Source organism: Salinicola acroporae (assembly GCF_003206615.1).
In the GTDB taxonomy this organism is placed as follows: domain Bacteria; phylum Pseudomonadota; class Gammaproteobacteria; order Pseudomonadales; family Halomonadaceae; genus Salinicola; species Salinicola acroporae.
Window position 1 is genome coordinate 16,440 of sequence record NZ_PZJW01000010.1, and the last position, 15,682, is coordinate 32,121.

Genomic DNA, 15,682 nt, shown 5'->3' on the forward strand with positions numbered 1-15,682 from the left:
AATGATCGCATGAGCCTTCAACACGATGGCCGCCTGCCGCTGCGCCAGGTGTGGCCTGACGCGCTCGTCGAGCGCTACCGCGCTGCCGGTTACTGGCGCGGCGAGACCTTCCCCGGCTTTCTGCGCGAGCGTGCGCGCGACTGTGCCGACGATGTTGCCCTGGTGGCCGGTGAGTCACGCTATACCTACGCCGAATTGTGGCGGGAGTCCGGGCGTATCGGCGCCGGTCTGCTCGCGCTCGGCCTCGTGCCGGGGGACCGCGTCCTGGTGCAGCTTGGCAATGTCGCCGAATTCGTGCTCACCGTCTGCGGGCTGTTCCGCGCCGGGTTGATTCCGGTCTATTCACTGCCGGCGCATCGGCTCACCGAGATCGTCCATTTCGCACGCAAGTCCGAGGCCAGCGCCTACGTGACGGCGGAGCGTTACGAGGGATTCGACTACCGAACGCTGGCGCGGGAATTGCGTACCGAAGTAACGGCAATCGCGCATGTGGTCGTCGCCGGAGCCGCCGAGGAATTCAACGCGCTGGATGCGCTGGGCGGTGACGAGGATAGCCTGCCGGGCGATCCCGATCCGCAGTCCGTCGCCTTCCTGCAGATATCCGGCGGCAGTACCGGACTCTCCAAATTGATCCCCCGGACCCATGATGACTACATCTACTCGTTTCGCGCCAGTAACGAGATCTGCGGCATTGACCGGGACAGTGTCTATCTCGTTGCGCTGCCGGTGGCGCACAATTTCCCCGCCAGCTCGCCGGGCTGGCTCGGCGCGCTCTACACCGGTGCCCGGGTGGTGCTGAGCCCTGGTCCAAGCACGGCGCAGGCCTTTCCGCTGATCGAACGGGAAGGCGTCACCAGCGTCGGTCTGGTACCGCCGTTGGCCTTGCTATGGGCCGATGCCGCCGCCTCCACCCAGTACGATCTCTCAAGCTTGCAGGTGATGCAGGTCGGCGGCGCCAAACTGTTACCGGAAGCGGCCCGGCGGCTGAGAGAGAAGCTCGATTGTCAATTGCAGCAGGTCTTCGGCATGGCCGAGGGGCTGGTCAACTACACCCGCCTCGACGATCCCGACGACATCGTGCTCGAGACTCAGGGGCGGCCGATCAGCGCAGACGACGAGGTACTGATCGTCGATGACCAGGGTAACCCGGTGCCCGAGGGCAGTGCAGGGCATCTGCTGGTGCGCGGCCCCTACACCATCCGTGGCTATCACAACGACGACTCCGCCAACGCACGCAGCTTCACCGTCGATGGGTTCTACCGCACCGGTGACATGGTGCAGCGCCTCGAGGGTGGCTATCTGGTGGTACAGGGGCGTGCCACCGACCACATCAACCGCGCTGGCGAGAAAATCTCGGCCGAAGAGATCGAGGACCATCTGCTCGCCCATCCGGCGGTGTTCGACGCTGCCGTAGTCTCGATTCCCGACGCGTACCTGGGCGAGCGCAGCTGCGCCTTCGTCATCGCCCGTGGTGAACGCTCGCGCGCGGTCGAGCTCAAGCGCTGGGTGCGCGAGCGCGGTCTGGCCGCCTTCAAGGTGCCCGACCAGGTCGTCTTCGTCGACGCCTTCGGCACCACCGCCGTGGGCAAAGTGAGCCGGCGCGAGCTGCGCGCCAGACTACGCGAGCGCTTTCTCGACGAGAGCGATGCCGTCGATCGACAGGAGACACGTTGATGGGACTTCCGACCATACCGGCCTATACGCTGCCGGGGCGGGAAGATCTGCCCGAGCCACGCGCGCCTTGGCAACCGCAGTCGCAACGCCTGGCGTTGCTGGTGCATGACATGCAGCGTTACTTCCTGGCCGCCTACCAGGCCGATTCCGCGCCGCTGGCACCGGCGATCGCCAACATCGCGCGGCTCCTCTTGCATTGCCGCGAGCGTGATATCCCCGTCTTCTATACCGCCCAACAGGGCAATCAGGACCGTCGCGATCGGGGCCTGCAGGCGGATCTGTGGGGGCCGGGCATGCAGGCGATCGACCAGCACGAGGCGATCGTCGCCGAGCTCGCACCTAGCCCGGACGACCAAGTGCTGGTCAAACACCGCTACAGCGCCTTCCAGCGCAGCAACCTGGAAACCCTGATGCGAGTGCGTCAACGCGATCAGTTGCTGATCACCGGCGTCTACGCCCACATCGGCTGTACCGCTACCGCCGTCGAAGCCTTCCAGCGCGATATCGAGCCGTTCCTCGCCGCCGATGCGCTGGCCGATTTCTCGCGCGCCGACCACGACCAGGCACTGCGCTGGGTGGCTCGAACCTGCGGCGTGTCAATGACTACCGATGACCTGCTGGAGATTCTGCAATGAAGTCGCCCGACCAGACCGAGGCAAGAACCACCGAGATGACGATGGCGCGTCTGTGCACCGATGTCGCTAGGATGATCGGTGAGTCGCCCGAGGAGATTGCCGACGACGACAACCTGGTCGACCACGGACTCGACTCGATGCGCATGCTCGATCTGGTTTCGCGGTGGAACGACGACGGCGTCGCGGTGCCATTCTCGGATTTCATCGAGCGGCCGACCCTGCGTGACTGGTGGGAACTGGTGCAGCGCCATCAAGGGCGCGATCCGGAGGTTTCATGAGTCGTGGTGGGCAGCAGCGACGGCCGTTGAGCGAAGCACAGTCGGGTCTCTGGTATGCCCAGCGTCTGGCGCCCGACAACGCGGCGTTCAACACTGCTCATGCGTTGTGGATCGAAGGGGATCTCGATGTCGATGCCTTCGTGCGCGCGGCCGACATGGCCGCCAGCGAGGTCGATGCGTTGGCGCTGCGCATGGTCGAAGGCGAAGACGGGCCGCTTCAGTGGGTCGACCCGGCCTGGCGGCCGCGCCTCGAGCTCATCGATCTCTCGCTGGACGCCGACCCCGCCGAGACGGCGCGTGCATGCATGTTCGACGAGCGCTCCAAGCCGGTCGATCCGACCCGCGATCGGCTGGCCTGCCAGCGTCTGTTCGTGCTCGGAGAGGCGCGTTTCGTGTGGTATCTGCGCGTGCATCATCTCGCCACCGACGGCTATGGCATGGCGCTCTTCGGCGAACGGGTTGCCGAGCGCTATTGCGTGGACAAAGATCCTGGCATATCGCAGGGCCGCGCCGTGTCGGACACCGGCCGAGCGCTGGGGTCTTTCGGCGCGGTGCTCGACGAGGATGCCGCCTATCGCGACGGCGACCGGCGTCAGCGTGACGCCGCCTACTGGCGCGAGGCACTGGCCGGTGCACCGGCCGCCTCGGGGCTTGAGGCCGTCGCGGCGGTGCCGGCGAGTGGCGACTGTCATCGCTGGGTTCAGCCGCTGGACCGCAAGCTGCGCGAGGGGTTGCTGGCGCTGTCGCAAACGCTCAGGCAGTCGTGGCCGGACGTGCTGACGGCGCTCACCGCCGACTATTGTCGGCGTCACGTCGGCGCCCCGGAGAGCGTCGTCGGCGTGCCCTGGATGGGGCGCTTGGGCAGCGCTTCGGCGCGGGTGCCGGCGATGGTGATGAACGTGCTGCCGCTGCGAGTGCGCGAGTCCGAGTCGTTCGCGACCTTCATCGAGCAGACCGCTATTGCCTTGATGAAAGGGCGGCGCCACGGCCGCTACCGCGGCGAGCAGATTCGTCGCGACCTGGGGCTGGTCGGTGGGCAGCGACGCCTGCATGGCCCCTTGATCAACGTGCAGCCGTTCTATCGCCCGCTGCGCCTGTCGGACACGCTCGAGACTCGGTTGGAGATTCTCTCCACCGGCCCGGTCGATGACGTCACCCTGGGCTTTCGTGGCGACGCCAGCCAAGTGCTGGAACTCGAGATCGAGGCCAATCCCGCGATCTACACGGCCGCTCAGGTCGAGGCGCACGCGACGCGACTGGCGACCTATCTGCAGGCGGCGATCGATACTCATGCCCGTGGCGGCACACTCGCCGACGTGGCACTGGCCACACCGGAGGAAGCGCAGCGCTACGTGTTCGACGTCAACGCCACCGCACACCCGGTGCCGGACGCTACCCTGGTGTCGCTCTTCGAGGCGACTATGACTGCCCATCCCGAAGCGACGGCGTTGACCACGCCAGGGCGAACCCTGAGCTATGCCGAGCTCGAGCAGCGTACCCGCGCGCTGGCGCAGCAGTTACGTGAGCGTGGCGTCGGACGCGAATCCATCGTGGCGGTGGCACTGCCCCGTTCGCTGGAACTCGTGATCGCGCTGGTGGCGATCCAGCGTGCCGGTGGCGCCTATCTACCGCTGGATTCGGCCCAACCCGACGAGCGTCTGGCGCGCATCCTCGCCTCGGCGCGGCTGGCGTGCGTGCTGACCGACGACGATGACCTCCACCGCTTTGCGGATTGGCCGACGCTGGTGCCGACCGACTGGCGTCAGCAGCCGGAAAAGGCGCCACTGGCATCGTCACCGCGGCCACAGGATGCGGCTTACGTCATCTACACCTCCGGTTCCACGGGCGAGCCCAAGGGCGTGGTGGTCGAGCATCGGGCGATCGTCAATCGGCTCGAATGGATGCGCGAGCAGTTCGATATCGGTCGCGACGACCGCATCCTGCAGAAGACACCGGCGACCTTCGACGTTTCCGTCTGGGAGTTTTTCCTCCCGCTGCTGGCGGGCGCGACACTGGTGGTGGCACCCCCGCAGGCGCACCGCGATCCCCGTGCGCTGGTCTCGCTGATCCGCGAGTATCGAGTCACCACACTGCATTTCGTGCCGTCGATGCTGGCGGCGTTTCTCTCCACGCCAGCGTCTCACGGTCTCGAGCTCGATCGGGTCTTCGTCAGCGGCGAGGCGCTGAGTGCGGAGTTGCGAGACCGTTTCCACACCGTCATCGATGGCGAGCTGTTCAATCTCTACGGCCCGACCGAGGCGGCGGTCGACGTCAGTTGGTGGGCCGCCTCGCGCGACGACCGTTCACGTTCGGTGCCGATCGGCTTCCCGGTCTGGAACACCCGCCTCTATGTGCTCGATGAGCGGATGCGCCCGCTGCCGCCAGGCGTGGCCGGTGATCTCTATCTTGGCGGTGTGCAACTGGCCCGTGGCTATCTCGGCCGGCCGACGCTCACCGCCGAGCGCTTCATCGGTGACCCGTACGTGCCCGGTGGGCGGCTCTATCGCAGCGGTGACGTGGCGCGTTGGCGCAAGGATGGCGCGCTCGAATTCCTCGGCCGCAGCGATGATCAGGTCAAGCTGCGCGGTCTGCGCATCGAACTCGGCGAGATCGAGTCAGCACTGCTTGCGGCACCGGATGTGATCCGCGCCGAAGTGATGCTGCGCCAGGACTTGCCGGGCGAGCCGCGCCTGGTCGGCTACGTTCAGCTCGACCCTGCCCAGATCATCCCTGGTTCCGACACGCTGCGGGGCGAGACGCGAGACGAGGCGGCATCGGAACGGGCGCGCCAGCTACGTGGGCGTCTGACGTCTCATCTGGCCACCCAGGTGCCCGACTACATGGTGCCGGCGGCGTTCGTAGTGCTCGAGACCTGGCCGTTGACCGCCAACGGCAAGCTCGATCGCCGGTCGCTGCCTGCACCGACGCGGGAGCTCGGCGACGGCATGGCACCCCGAACCGAGACCGAGCGTGAGATGGCGACGTTGTTCGCGCGAGTGCTGGGCGCCGAGCGGGCGCCGGGTGTCGACGCCGATTTCTTCAATCTCGGCGGCGATTCGCTGACTGCCGTCCATCTGGTGCTGGCAATTCAGCAACGCTGGCAACGCGACATCGGTCTTGGCGCGGTCTTCTCGTCGCCGACCGTGGCAGCGTTGGCAGCATTGATCGACACCCCCACCATGGCGACCGACGATGGTCTCGGGCCCTGGATCCGCCTGACGCCTGATGAGACCGGTGAGGCGCCGCTATTCGCCATCCACCCGGCCGGCGGCATCGCCTGGAACTACCGCGAGTTGGCGCGGGCCGTGGGACGACCCGCCTTCGGATTGCAGTCGCCGGCACTCGATCCGGGGCAAGCGCTGCCGGCGAGCATCGATGAGCTCGCCTGTGACTACGTCGAGCGGATCGGGGCGCTTTGCCCGCGAGGTCCGGTGCACCTGTTGGGCTGGTCGGTCGGCGGTATCATCGCCCAGGCAATCGCGGTGAGGCTGCGCGAGCTGGGGCGCAAGGTCGGCCTGGTGGCGTTGCTGGATGCCTATCCCGCCGAGTGCTGGCGCAACGAGCCCGAGCCCGATCCGGTGGCCGCGCTGCGGGCGCTGTTGGCGATCGCCGGCCATGATCCGGAACGGCACCCGGAGCTGGATACCCGCGACAAGGTGGTGGCGTTCCTGCGTCGCGGCGACAGCACGCTCGGCAACCTGCCCGCGCCGGCACTGGATGGCGTGGTGCGGGCGGTCACCGATACCAACCGGCTGATCCGCCACCACCGTCACGCGCCTTATGATGGCACGCTGCTGCATCTGCGCGCCGCGCTCGACCATGTCGAGCGTCCCGATCTGAAGGCCGGACTGTGGCAACTGCATGCGACACGAGTGGAAGCGCTGGAACTGCCACTGATGCATGCGGAAATGACCGGTCGCGACGCGGCGGCACGTATCGCCCCGTTACTCGTCGAACGGTTGCAACGAATCGACGTATCGATAGGAGAGATGGCGTGAAACTGACCGGATTCGACGGCAAGATCGCCCTGGTGACCGGCGCCAACGGAGGGATCGGCAAGGCGTTGGTCACGTTGCTGTTGGAGAGCGGCGCGATCGTGGTGGCGACCGATCTCACTGTGCCCAACGATGAGGGATCGATGCCTTCGCGGCTGCTTGCCGAAGCCCTCGACGTCGCCGATGCAGAGGCAGTCGACGCCCTGGTCGAGCGCGTCGAGCGCGAACTGGGGCCGATCGACATTGGCCTCAATGTCGCCGGTGTGCTGCAGTCGGGGACGGTGGAGACGATCACCGACGATGAGTGGCGGCGGGTCTTCGCGGTCAACTCCGATGGCGTGTTTCATCTCTCGCGGGCACTGGCGAGGGTGATGACATCGCGTCGGCGTGGCGCCATCGTCACCGTCAGTTCCAACGCGGCGGGCGTTCCGCGTCACGCCATGGCGGCCTACGCCGCCTCCAAGGCAGCGGCGACGATGTTCACCCGCTGTCTGGGGCTGGAGTTGGCTCCGGTGGGCATTCGCTGCAATATCGTGGCCCCCGGGTCCACGCTCACGCCGATGCAGACCGGCATGTGGGTGGATGAGCAGGGCGCGCAGCGAGTCATCGCTGGCTTGCCGGAGCACTACAAGGCCGGTATTCCGCTGGGCAAGCTGGCCACGCCAGACGATATTGCGCATTCGGTGATGTTCCTGCTTTCCGATCAGGCTGGGCACATCACGATGAGCGATCTCTACGTGGATGGCGGGGCGACGCTACGCGCCTGAGCCCGCCGCTGCGCTGATAGCGCCTGCCAATGTCAGGATGTTGGCGCGAGAGCATGAGCTCTGGCGCCGTCTGCCTAGAGGAAAGGTCATGACCAGAGTCTTTCGCCGTCTCGCCAGCTTGGCAGCAAGCCTCGCGCTGATGGCGACGCTGTTGCCGCCTTCCACGCAAGCCAGCGAGATCGTCGATATGCGCGGTCGTACGGTGGAAGTGCCGGATGAGATCGACAAGCTCTCCATCGACGACGGTCGCTATCTGGTCGCGTTGTCACTGCTCGTGCCGGATCCTGTCGATCTACTGGCGGCCTGGCCGCGGGACATCAACCGGTTGGGCAGGGCGTCCTACGAGCGCTATCGCGAGGCGTTTCCGGCTCTCGACGGCCTGCCCTCGGTGGCGAGTTCGGCGGACAATTTCGACATCGAGTCGGTGCTGGCCGCCGCGCCGGACGTCGCCGTGGTGTCGCTCGGTCGCGGACCGACCGATGCCCAGGTCGCCCAATTGCAGGCAGCCGGTATTGCCGTGGTATTCATCGACTTCTTCACCGACCCGTTAGAGCATCAGTCGCGCAGTCTCCGCATACTGGGCCGCCTGACGGGCCATGAGTCGCAGGCCGAAGCGTATCTGGCGTTCCGCCGCGAGCATCTCGAACGCATTTCTGCACGTCTCGGCGACGATACGCCGGCCCCGAGTGTGTTCCTGGAGGCGCACGCGGGGATCACCAACGACTGCTGTTTCTCGGCCGGCAACGGCGGTGTGGGTCAGTACATCGATTTCGTCGGCGGCCACAACATTGGGGCGGATGTGCTCGATCGAGCGTCCGGCAAGCTGAGCCTGGAGTACGTGATCGCCAGCGATCCCGATGTCTACATCGCCACCGGCGGGCCGGACCTGCAAAGATCCGATGGCTTGGTGCTGGGCGGCGAGGTCGATGCGGCAACGGCGCGTGAGTCGCTCGAGCGTGTGACGCAACGCCCCGGCATCGCTCAGCTCACGGCAGTCAAGACCGGCAATGTCCACGGCTTGGCGCATCAACTGCTCAATTCGCCGCTGGATATCGTCGCCATCGAGGCGTTCGCCCGCTGGATCCATCCGCAGCGTTTCGCGGATATCGATCCTGGCGTGACCCTCGAGACCATCAACCGGCGCTTTCTGGCGGTCCCCTACGAGGGCACCGGATGGATCGATCTCGCGGCGAGTCGATAGCGTCGATGGATATTGAATCTCCATCACCGAAGCCATGTGGCCAGGGTGGGTGTGGTCATCGTCGGCGCCGCCCTGATGACCACCATCATCGCAAGTGAGAAAGCCGTGAGCGCTACAATGCTGAACGACACCACTGATCATGTGATATTGGTATCCTATCGTCGCCGGGTCCTGTGGAAAACCGTCGTGCTCGCCGTCCTGGCCGTTCTGTGCCTGCTGGCTTTCGTGCTCGACCTGGTCACCGGGCCCTCCGGGCTGACCCCTTGGCAGGTCTTGCAGGGGCTGCTGTCGAGTGGCGGTCTCAGCCTGCCGCAACAGACGATCATCTGGCAGGTGCGCCTGCCTTATGCGCTGATGGCGATGCTGGTCGGTGCATCGCTGTCGCTTGCCGGCGTCGAGATGCAGACGATCCTCAACAACCCGCTGGCGAGCCCGTTCACGCTGGGTATCTCTTCGGCCGCTTCCTTCGGCGCGGCGCTGGCCATCGTCATGGGGGTGACGCTGCCTTTCGTTCCCGCGGCGTGGATGATCCCGTTCAACGCCTTTCTCTGCGCACTCGCTTCCGTGCTGATGTTGCAAACGATGGCGCGCCTGCGCGGCGCGGGTGTCGAATCGGTGGTGCTGCTGGGGATCGCGCTGGTGTTCGTGTTCAATGCGCTGGTGGCGTTCGTGCAGTTCGTGTCATCCGAGGCGGCACTGCAGCAGTTGGTGTTCTGGAGCATGGGCTCGCTGTCGCGAGCCAACTGGACCAGCGTGTCCGTGTTGGCGGTGGTGCTGGCCTGCGTGGTGCCGTTTTCGTTCCATGCCTCCGCTCGGCTGACGGCGCTGCGGCTCGGCGAGGACCGCGCGCGCAGCTTCGGCATCAATGTGACGCGGTTGCGTTTCATGGCGCTGCTGCGGGTCAGTTTGCTGGCAGCCACGTCGGTGGCGTTCGTCGGCACGATCGGCTTCATCGGCCTCGTCGGCCCGCACATCGCGCGCCTGCTGCTGGGTGAGGACCACCGCTTTCTGCTCCCGGCGAGCCTGTTGAGTGGCGCACTGATCATGTCGCTCGCCTCCGCCGCCAGCAAGGTGCTGGTCCCCGGCGTATTGCTGCCGGTGGGAATTGTCACCGCCATGGTCGGCGTGCCGGTGTTCCTCTGTCTCATTTTTCTGCGGCCGAGGAGATCGTCATGAGCGTCGAAGAGGAGCGGGGCGATCCTGCGAGCAGGGATCGGCAACCAGCCGAGGCGGGTCTCCAGGTCAGCCGGCTCTCCACGGGCTACCGTCGGCGCCAGATCTGCCATGACATCACCCTGCCGCATTTTTTTCCCGGAGAGGTGCATTCGCTAGTCGGCCCCAACGCTGCTGGCAAGAGCACGCTGATGCGGGCGCTGGCCGGCTTGCAGCGTGCCTCCGGTTCGGTCCGCGTGGCGGGCCGTGAGCTCGTCGGGCAGTCGCTCGATCAATGGGCGCAGCGCGTGACCTATATGCCGCAGAGCCTGCCTCAAAGCGTGGCGCTCAACGTGCTCGAGAGCGTGATCGGCGCGCTGCGGGCGTCGCCCTCCGATCGACTGGCGCTGCTCGGAAGGCGTGCGCTGGAGCGTCGCGCCGTCGAAGTGCTCGAGCGGGTCGGCATCGTCGAATTGGCGCTGGAGAGCCTGCAGCATCTCTCGGGCGGTCAGCGCCAACTGGTGTCGCTGGCCCAGGTGTTGTCGCGGGAGCCAAGGGTGCTGCTGCTCGATGAGCCGACCAGCGCGCTGGATCTGCGTTATCAGCTCAAGGTGATGCGGCTGGTCCGGGCGCAGGCACGAGCGTGCAATATGGTGGTGCTGATGGTGGTGCACGACCTGGCCATTGCGGCGCGCTGGTCGGACGGTATCGTGATGCTTTCGCGTGGTGAGGTGATCGCTCAGGGGCCGCCTCGCGAGGCGATCACGCCCGCCACGCTGGCCAGCGTCTATGGCGTTCGTGCCCGCGTCGATCATGGTGCCCAAGGCGACCTTCAGCTCCGCATCGACGACGTTCTCGACGAGGGAGAAACCCGCTAATGACGGACTTCCCGGTGACGCTCGCCAACGCGCGGTCTCATGAGATCACTTCGACCACCGGTGCGCGCTATCGCATCAGCCTGTGGACCCCGCCAGGCGAGCCACCGCCAGCGGGCTGGCCGGCGATCTTCGTGCTTGACGCCAATGCGCTGTTTGCGACGTTCGTCGAGACGCTGATGCGCTCCAGTCGACGTCCTGATGCCACCGGCATTGCCCCGGCGGCGGTGATCGGTATTGCCCATGCCGGAGATGAACTCTTCGCCACCGAGCGGCGCTTTCATGACTACACCTTTGGTCCGTCACCGCTGGCCAGTGTCGACCAGACCGGTGGTGGCGAAGCCTTCACCGCTTTTGTCACCGATCAGTTGATGACGGCGATCGATGCGCTGGCGCCACTCGACGCCGCGCGGCGGCTGCTGTTCGGTCACTCTCTGGCGGGCTACTTCGTGCTGCAGGTGCTGATGCGATATCCGCGGGCATTTCACACCTTCGCGGCCATCAGCCCTTCGATCTGGTGGGACGAGCTATCCTTGCGCGAGCGCTTGGATACGATCGACGATCCTCAGGCGCGGGTGATGATCGCAGTCGGTGAATGGGAATCCGAGGTGCCGCCTTGGCAGCGCCGCAAACCCGGATACGAGCGCCTGGTCGCACGTCGCCGGGAGCGTCGAATGGTGGCGCGGGCCCAGGCGATGGCTGGCGATCTGCAGTCGCGATTGGGCAGCGATCGTGTGGTCTTTCATCATTTTCCCGAGGAGGATCACGCTTCGGTGCTGATGGTCGCGATCCAACGCACGCTGCGCTTCGCGCTGTGTCCGCAGCATTGACGCCTCCGCAATCTGGCGATGAAGAATCGTCGCTCTCGGTCGATAATGTATTGTTACGAAATGTTTTGACTTTCATTCGTTATCGGAGCCTCCATGGCCGAGTCAGCCACGACCGACGTGTATCACCCCAATGCCAAGTGGGAGTGGCTCGAGCCGCTCTGTTTGAGCGGTAGCGTGAACCTGGCGTTCGAGACATCTCAGGGGGTGTCCTGGCCGGTACTGCTAGACGATATCGCGCGAGACCAAGCGCTGGTCATCAATATCACCGCGGTGCCGGCGCTGGCCAAACGGCTGATCGATGGCGAAGCTTTTCGCCTCATCGGTCATGTCAACGGTGCGATGGTGTGTACCTCCCCGTTGGTCGTACTCGAGCCGCTGGAGGCGTTGGAAGGTTTCACCCTGCGCTGCCAGTACCCGGAATTCCTCTCCACGACTCATCGCCGTGGTACCTTCCGGGCCCCGATCCGCCCGGATATGGGGATTGTTGCCACGCTGTCGGTTGGGTCGCCGGGAACCATGATGCAGGCGGAAATCCGCAATCTCTCACTGGGGGGATGCCTACTGGCGTTGAGGCTTGCCGACGCGGTCCCACTGCAGGCCGGACAGCGATTCGAGGTACTGAATCTGGCCTTTCCCAGCGGCCAGGTGCTCACGCTCGGTGGTTGGGTTCGTCATGTGCGCACGGACGACGAATGGACCTCGGCGCTGATTGGCTGCGAGTTCTCGGCATTGGCGATCGATCATGAGCGCCAACTTTGGCATTGCGTCAGGGAAATCGAGCGCGAGAGCGCGCGTAAGAGCGCACAGAGTGATCGCACGCTACAACCCTCCGCGCTATTTCTCTCGCCGACGGGCAAGAAGCCGTTGCCTGTCGCCCTGCCGACACGTGTGCCGGCCAATGTCTCCGGTAACGTGACGGCCACACGTCTTCTGGGGGTGGCGGATTATCTCAATGCGCAGATCCTGGCGCTACAGAATGGTGACGAGATCGTGTCGACGCTGCTTTCCCGGCACACGGACACGCTGCTGACGCTGGGCGTGCAAAATCGCGAGTCGTTGCTCTATGCACTGGGTTATCTCGCCGCCGAGCCGGTGCTGGTCCAGCACGCCTTGAACGTGGCTGTACGCGTCAGCGATCTCGCCCGCTGGCGGCGTTATGGCGGCGATACGCTAAAGGCGATCACCGCGTGCGCTCTGGTTCATGATCTCGGCAAGGCGCTGCTGCCTGCGGCAGTGCTCGACAGCGAAAGGCCTCTCGATGCCGGGCAGCGTGAGCGACTTTCCCGGCACGTAGGCTGGGTTCTCGAGCGTCTGAGGGGCTGCCGCTGGCTCGCGCCTGACATCGCCGACGAGATCATCGGTGAGGCCAATGAGCGCCTCGACGGCAGTGGCTATCCCTCCGCCAAGTCTGAAGCGGAGTTGGGCGAGTTGGGGCGGATGATGGCGGTCGTCGACGTGATCGATGCCATGACACGCGCTCGGCCGGATCGTCCAGCCCTGGGGCTGATCGACAGCTATCGCCAGGTGTTGGGACAGCCGGATCTCTTCGACAGCACTTGGACGCAGCGCTACATCAAGCGCTTCGGAACGACGCCGGTCGGGTCGCTGGTGCGCTACGCCAGTGGGGCATTGGCCTGGGTTCAACGCTTGGACGAGCAGGGCCGACCTGACCAGGTTCACATGGTGCTCAACGTCAATAATCGTTCGCGTCGTCTCGATCAGCTGCTGATTGGGATAGACATCGATCAGCTCGGCCATCTCGAGGGCATGGTCATGCCCGAAGCGTTCGGCCTGTCGCGGATGGCGAGGTAGGTCGGCCGTCGACTATGCGGGGCGTCTCTCCAGGCGCCTCGATGGTCGTAGATGACGATACTGCCACACGCTGGCGCTTCCCCGAAAACGGCAGTGCTTGAAGATTGCCCCCGGTTTTTGAATCCCGAGTGGGTGCCAAGGCGAGTGTTCTGCGGTATGTTATGCGTCGAGATCTAATTGCATCTCATTCTCATTATAATTTTTATTCTCATTGCCGATAGGCGCTGACTCATCTCAGAATCATATTCAAGGGACACTCAGGTATGACATCTTTCGATCGTGCTCGTCACTGGGGGTGGCCACTCGCACTGGGCGTTGGCTTGACTGTCGCCAGCCAGGCGGTGATGGCACAGGCCGCGGCCGGCGACACCGAGTTGAACACGCTGACCGTCAAGGGCAACAGGCTCTATGAAATGCTGCCTTCGGAGATGACCGGCGGCTATACGGTCGATGCCGCCACCGTGGGTACCAAGACACCAGCCTCGTTGCGCGACATTCCACAATCGGTGAGTGTGATGACCCGCGATGCCATCGAGGACCAGAATTTCAACACCCTCGATCAGATGGCGAAGCGCACGCCAGGCATGCGAGTGCTGCCCAATGACAGCGGCCGCTCCTCGATCTACTCCCGCGGCTACGAATACAACGAGTACAACATCGACGGGCTGCCGGCGCCGATGGCGAGCATTCTGGGATCGGTGCCCAATCTCGAGGCGTTCGACCGGGTCGAGATCATGCGCGGGCCATCTGGGCTGTTCAACAGCACCAGCGAGCTCGGCGGCATCGTCAACATGGTGCGCAAGCGTCCGACCTACGATTTCCAGGGCCATGCGCTGGGCCGCTACGGCAGCTGGGACCAGAACCATGAGGAGGTCGACCTCTCCGGGCCGATCAATAGCGACGGCAGCGTGCGCGGCCGCATGGTGATCTCCAACGACGACAGCAACGGCTACGTCGATGAGAATGACAACACCAATCAGACCTTCTACGGCGATATCGACATCGACCTGGATGACGCGACGACGCTCTCGCTGGCCTACCTGCGCCAGCATCGCGATATCGTGCCGACCAATGGCGTGCCGACCGCCGAAGATGGTTCGCTGCTCGACTTTACCCGCAGCAGCTATTTCGGCGCGGACTGGAACACCTTCAACAGCCAGAGCAACGACTGGATCGCCGAGTTGACGCATCGATTCGACAACGGCGGCTACGGCCGTGTCGCGACGCGCTATTCAAACCGCGACGCCGACTATAAATACGCTTATACCTTCAGCGGTGTCGATGAAGACGGCAGTTCGAGCATGGTCGGGCTGGGCGGCAAGGTGAACCAGGAGACCTGGTCGGCGGATGCGAGCTACAGTCAGCCGCTCCAGACCTTCGACGGCGTCAGCGAGTTCGTGGTCGGGACCGACTACAAGCGCTACGAAACGGAGATGGCGCAGGGCGTAGCGCGCCTTGGCGCCATCGATGTCTATGACTACTCGTCGGATCAGTTCGATGAGCCGGATATCGCCTACACCCGCGCCGACAACCGCACCACGCTGGAAGAGTACGGCCTTTACTCCAAACTGACTTTCCGCCCGATCCAGCCGCTGGCGCTGATCGCCGGGGGCCGCATCAGTTCCTATCAGCAGGATCTGACCAGTTACCTGGATGGCTCTTCGGACTCGCGCAGTGATGACGCCAAGTTCACGCCCTATGCCGGGATCGTGTTCGATCTCGACAATCATCACTCGCTCTACGCCAGCTACTCCGAGGTGTTCACGCCGCAGTCCGACGCCGTCGGCGAGAACGGTGAGTTGATCAAGCCGAGGGAAGGCGAACAGTACGAGGTCGGGATCAAGGGCAGCTACTTCGACGGTGATCTCAACGCGCGCATCAGCGCCTTCCGCATGTACGACGAGAATCGTGCCGCCTCGGTTGGCGCGGGCTCTTCCGCTTACTCCGTTGCGCTCGGCAAGACGCGAATCGAAGGCGCCGAGTTCGAGGTCTCCGGAGCGTTGACGCCGCAGTGGAGCGTGATCGCCGGCTACACCTACATGGATATCGACGTTCGCGAAGCCGCGGGCAACAACGATGTCGCCTTCACGCTGATGCCGAAGAACCAGTTCAATCTGTGGACCAAGTACGGCTTTGCCGGTGGTGCACTCGACGGACTCGAGGTCGGCGGTGGCGTGACTGCGCTCAGCGATTTCGAGACGCTCTCCACCCCCCATGTCGAGGCGCCCGGCTACGCGGTGGTCGACGCCATGGTCGGCTATCAGTTCACCAGCCATATCAAGGGACAGCTGAACTTCAACAACATTCTCGATAAGACCTACTACGAGCGTGTCGGTTCGGTGTCGACGTTCAACATGTACGGTGCCCCATCCAACGTCGTCGCCTCGCTACGTTATGATTTCTGACGTCTTCACGACACCGACGAGATGTACCCTCATCGCCGGCTGCCTTTGGGCAGCCGGT

The 15,682-nt window shown here is 64.7% G+C and carries 11 protein-coding genes; all 11 read left to right on the forward strand.

Going from position 1 to position 15,682, the window contains the following annotated elements:
- The first annotated feature begins 9 nt into the window (after window positions 1-9).
- The 11 genes from DOM54_RS14860 (at window position 10) to DOM54_RS14910 (ending at window position 15,624) form a co-directional block, all read left to right on the forward strand.
- Window positions 10-1,674 (forward strand): (2,3-dihydroxybenzoyl)adenylate synthase, encoded by a 1,665-nt coding sequence (locus tag DOM54_RS14860; RefSeq protein ID WP_110717240.1) that lies wholly within the window; start codon window positions 10-12, stop codon window positions 1,672-1,674.
- Window positions 1,674-2,309: an isochorismatase family protein gene (locus tag DOM54_RS14865; RefSeq protein ID WP_110717098.1), complete on the forward strand. Its 636-nt coding sequence runs from the start codon at window positions 1,674-1,676 to the stop codon at window positions 2,307-2,309. Before DOM54_RS14860 ends, DOM54_RS14865 begins: the two co-directional genes overlap by 1 nt.
- The gene (locus DOM54_RS14870) at window positions 2,306-2,587 is read left to right on the forward strand and encodes a phosphopantetheine-binding protein (RefSeq protein ID WP_206019124.1); all 282 of its coding nucleotides are present in this window, start codon (window positions 2,306-2,308) and stop codon (window positions 2,585-2,587) included. The genes DOM54_RS14865 and DOM54_RS14870 overlap by 4 nt, the downstream gene beginning before the upstream one ends.
- On the forward strand, window positions 2,584-6,585 hold the full coding sequence (locus DOM54_RS14875) for a non-ribosomal peptide synthetase (protein WP_110717099.1): 4,002 nt from the start codon (window positions 2,584-2,586) through the stop codon (window positions 6,583-6,585). Before DOM54_RS14870 ends, DOM54_RS14875 begins: the two co-directional genes overlap by 4 nt.
- Window positions 6,582-7,349: a 2,3-dihydro-2,3-dihydroxybenzoate dehydrogenase gene (locus DOM54_RS14880; RefSeq protein WP_110717100.1), complete on the forward strand. Its 768-nt coding sequence runs from the start codon at window positions 6,582-6,584 to the stop codon at window positions 7,347-7,349. Before DOM54_RS14875 ends, DOM54_RS14880 begins: the two co-directional genes overlap by 4 nt.
- Window positions 7,350-7,437: 88 nt before the next feature.
- Window positions 7,438-8,550 (forward strand): ABC transporter substrate-binding protein, encoded by a 1,113-nt coding sequence (locus tag DOM54_RS14885; RefSeq protein WP_167406518.1) that lies wholly within the window; start codon window positions 7,438-7,440, stop codon window positions 8,548-8,550.
- Between the two features lie 105 nt (window positions 8,551-8,655).
- Window positions 8,656-9,726: a FecCD family ABC transporter permease gene (locus tag DOM54_RS14890; RefSeq protein WP_240613923.1), complete on the forward strand. Its 1,071-nt coding sequence runs from the start codon at window positions 8,656-8,658 to the stop codon at window positions 9,724-9,726.
- The gene (locus DOM54_RS14895; RefSeq protein ID WP_110717101.1) at window positions 9,723-10,580 is read left to right on the forward strand and encodes an ABC transporter ATP-binding protein; all 858 of its coding nucleotides are present in this window, start codon (window positions 9,723-9,725) and stop codon (window positions 10,578-10,580) included. Before DOM54_RS14890 ends, DOM54_RS14895 begins: the two co-directional genes overlap by 4 nt.
- Window positions 10,580-11,407, forward strand: a complete 828-nt coding sequence (locus DOM54_RS14900; RefSeq protein ID WP_110717102.1) for an alpha/beta hydrolase — start codon at window positions 10,580-10,582, stop codon at window positions 11,405-11,407. The genes DOM54_RS14895 and DOM54_RS14900 overlap by 1 nt, the downstream gene beginning before the upstream one ends.
- Window positions 11,408-11,500: 93 nt before the next feature.
- Window positions 11,501-13,219, forward strand: a complete 1,719-nt coding sequence (locus DOM54_RS14905; RefSeq protein WP_110717103.1) for an HD domain-containing phosphohydrolase — start codon at window positions 11,501-11,503, stop codon at window positions 13,217-13,219.
- A 263-nt stretch (window positions 13,220-13,482) separates the two neighbouring features.
- The gene (locus tag DOM54_RS14910; RefSeq protein ID WP_110717104.1) at window positions 13,483-15,624 is read left to right on the forward strand and encodes a TonB-dependent siderophore receptor; all 2,142 of its coding nucleotides are present in this window, start codon (window positions 13,483-13,485) and stop codon (window positions 15,622-15,624) included.
- Window positions 15,625-15,682 lie beyond the last annotated feature (58 nt).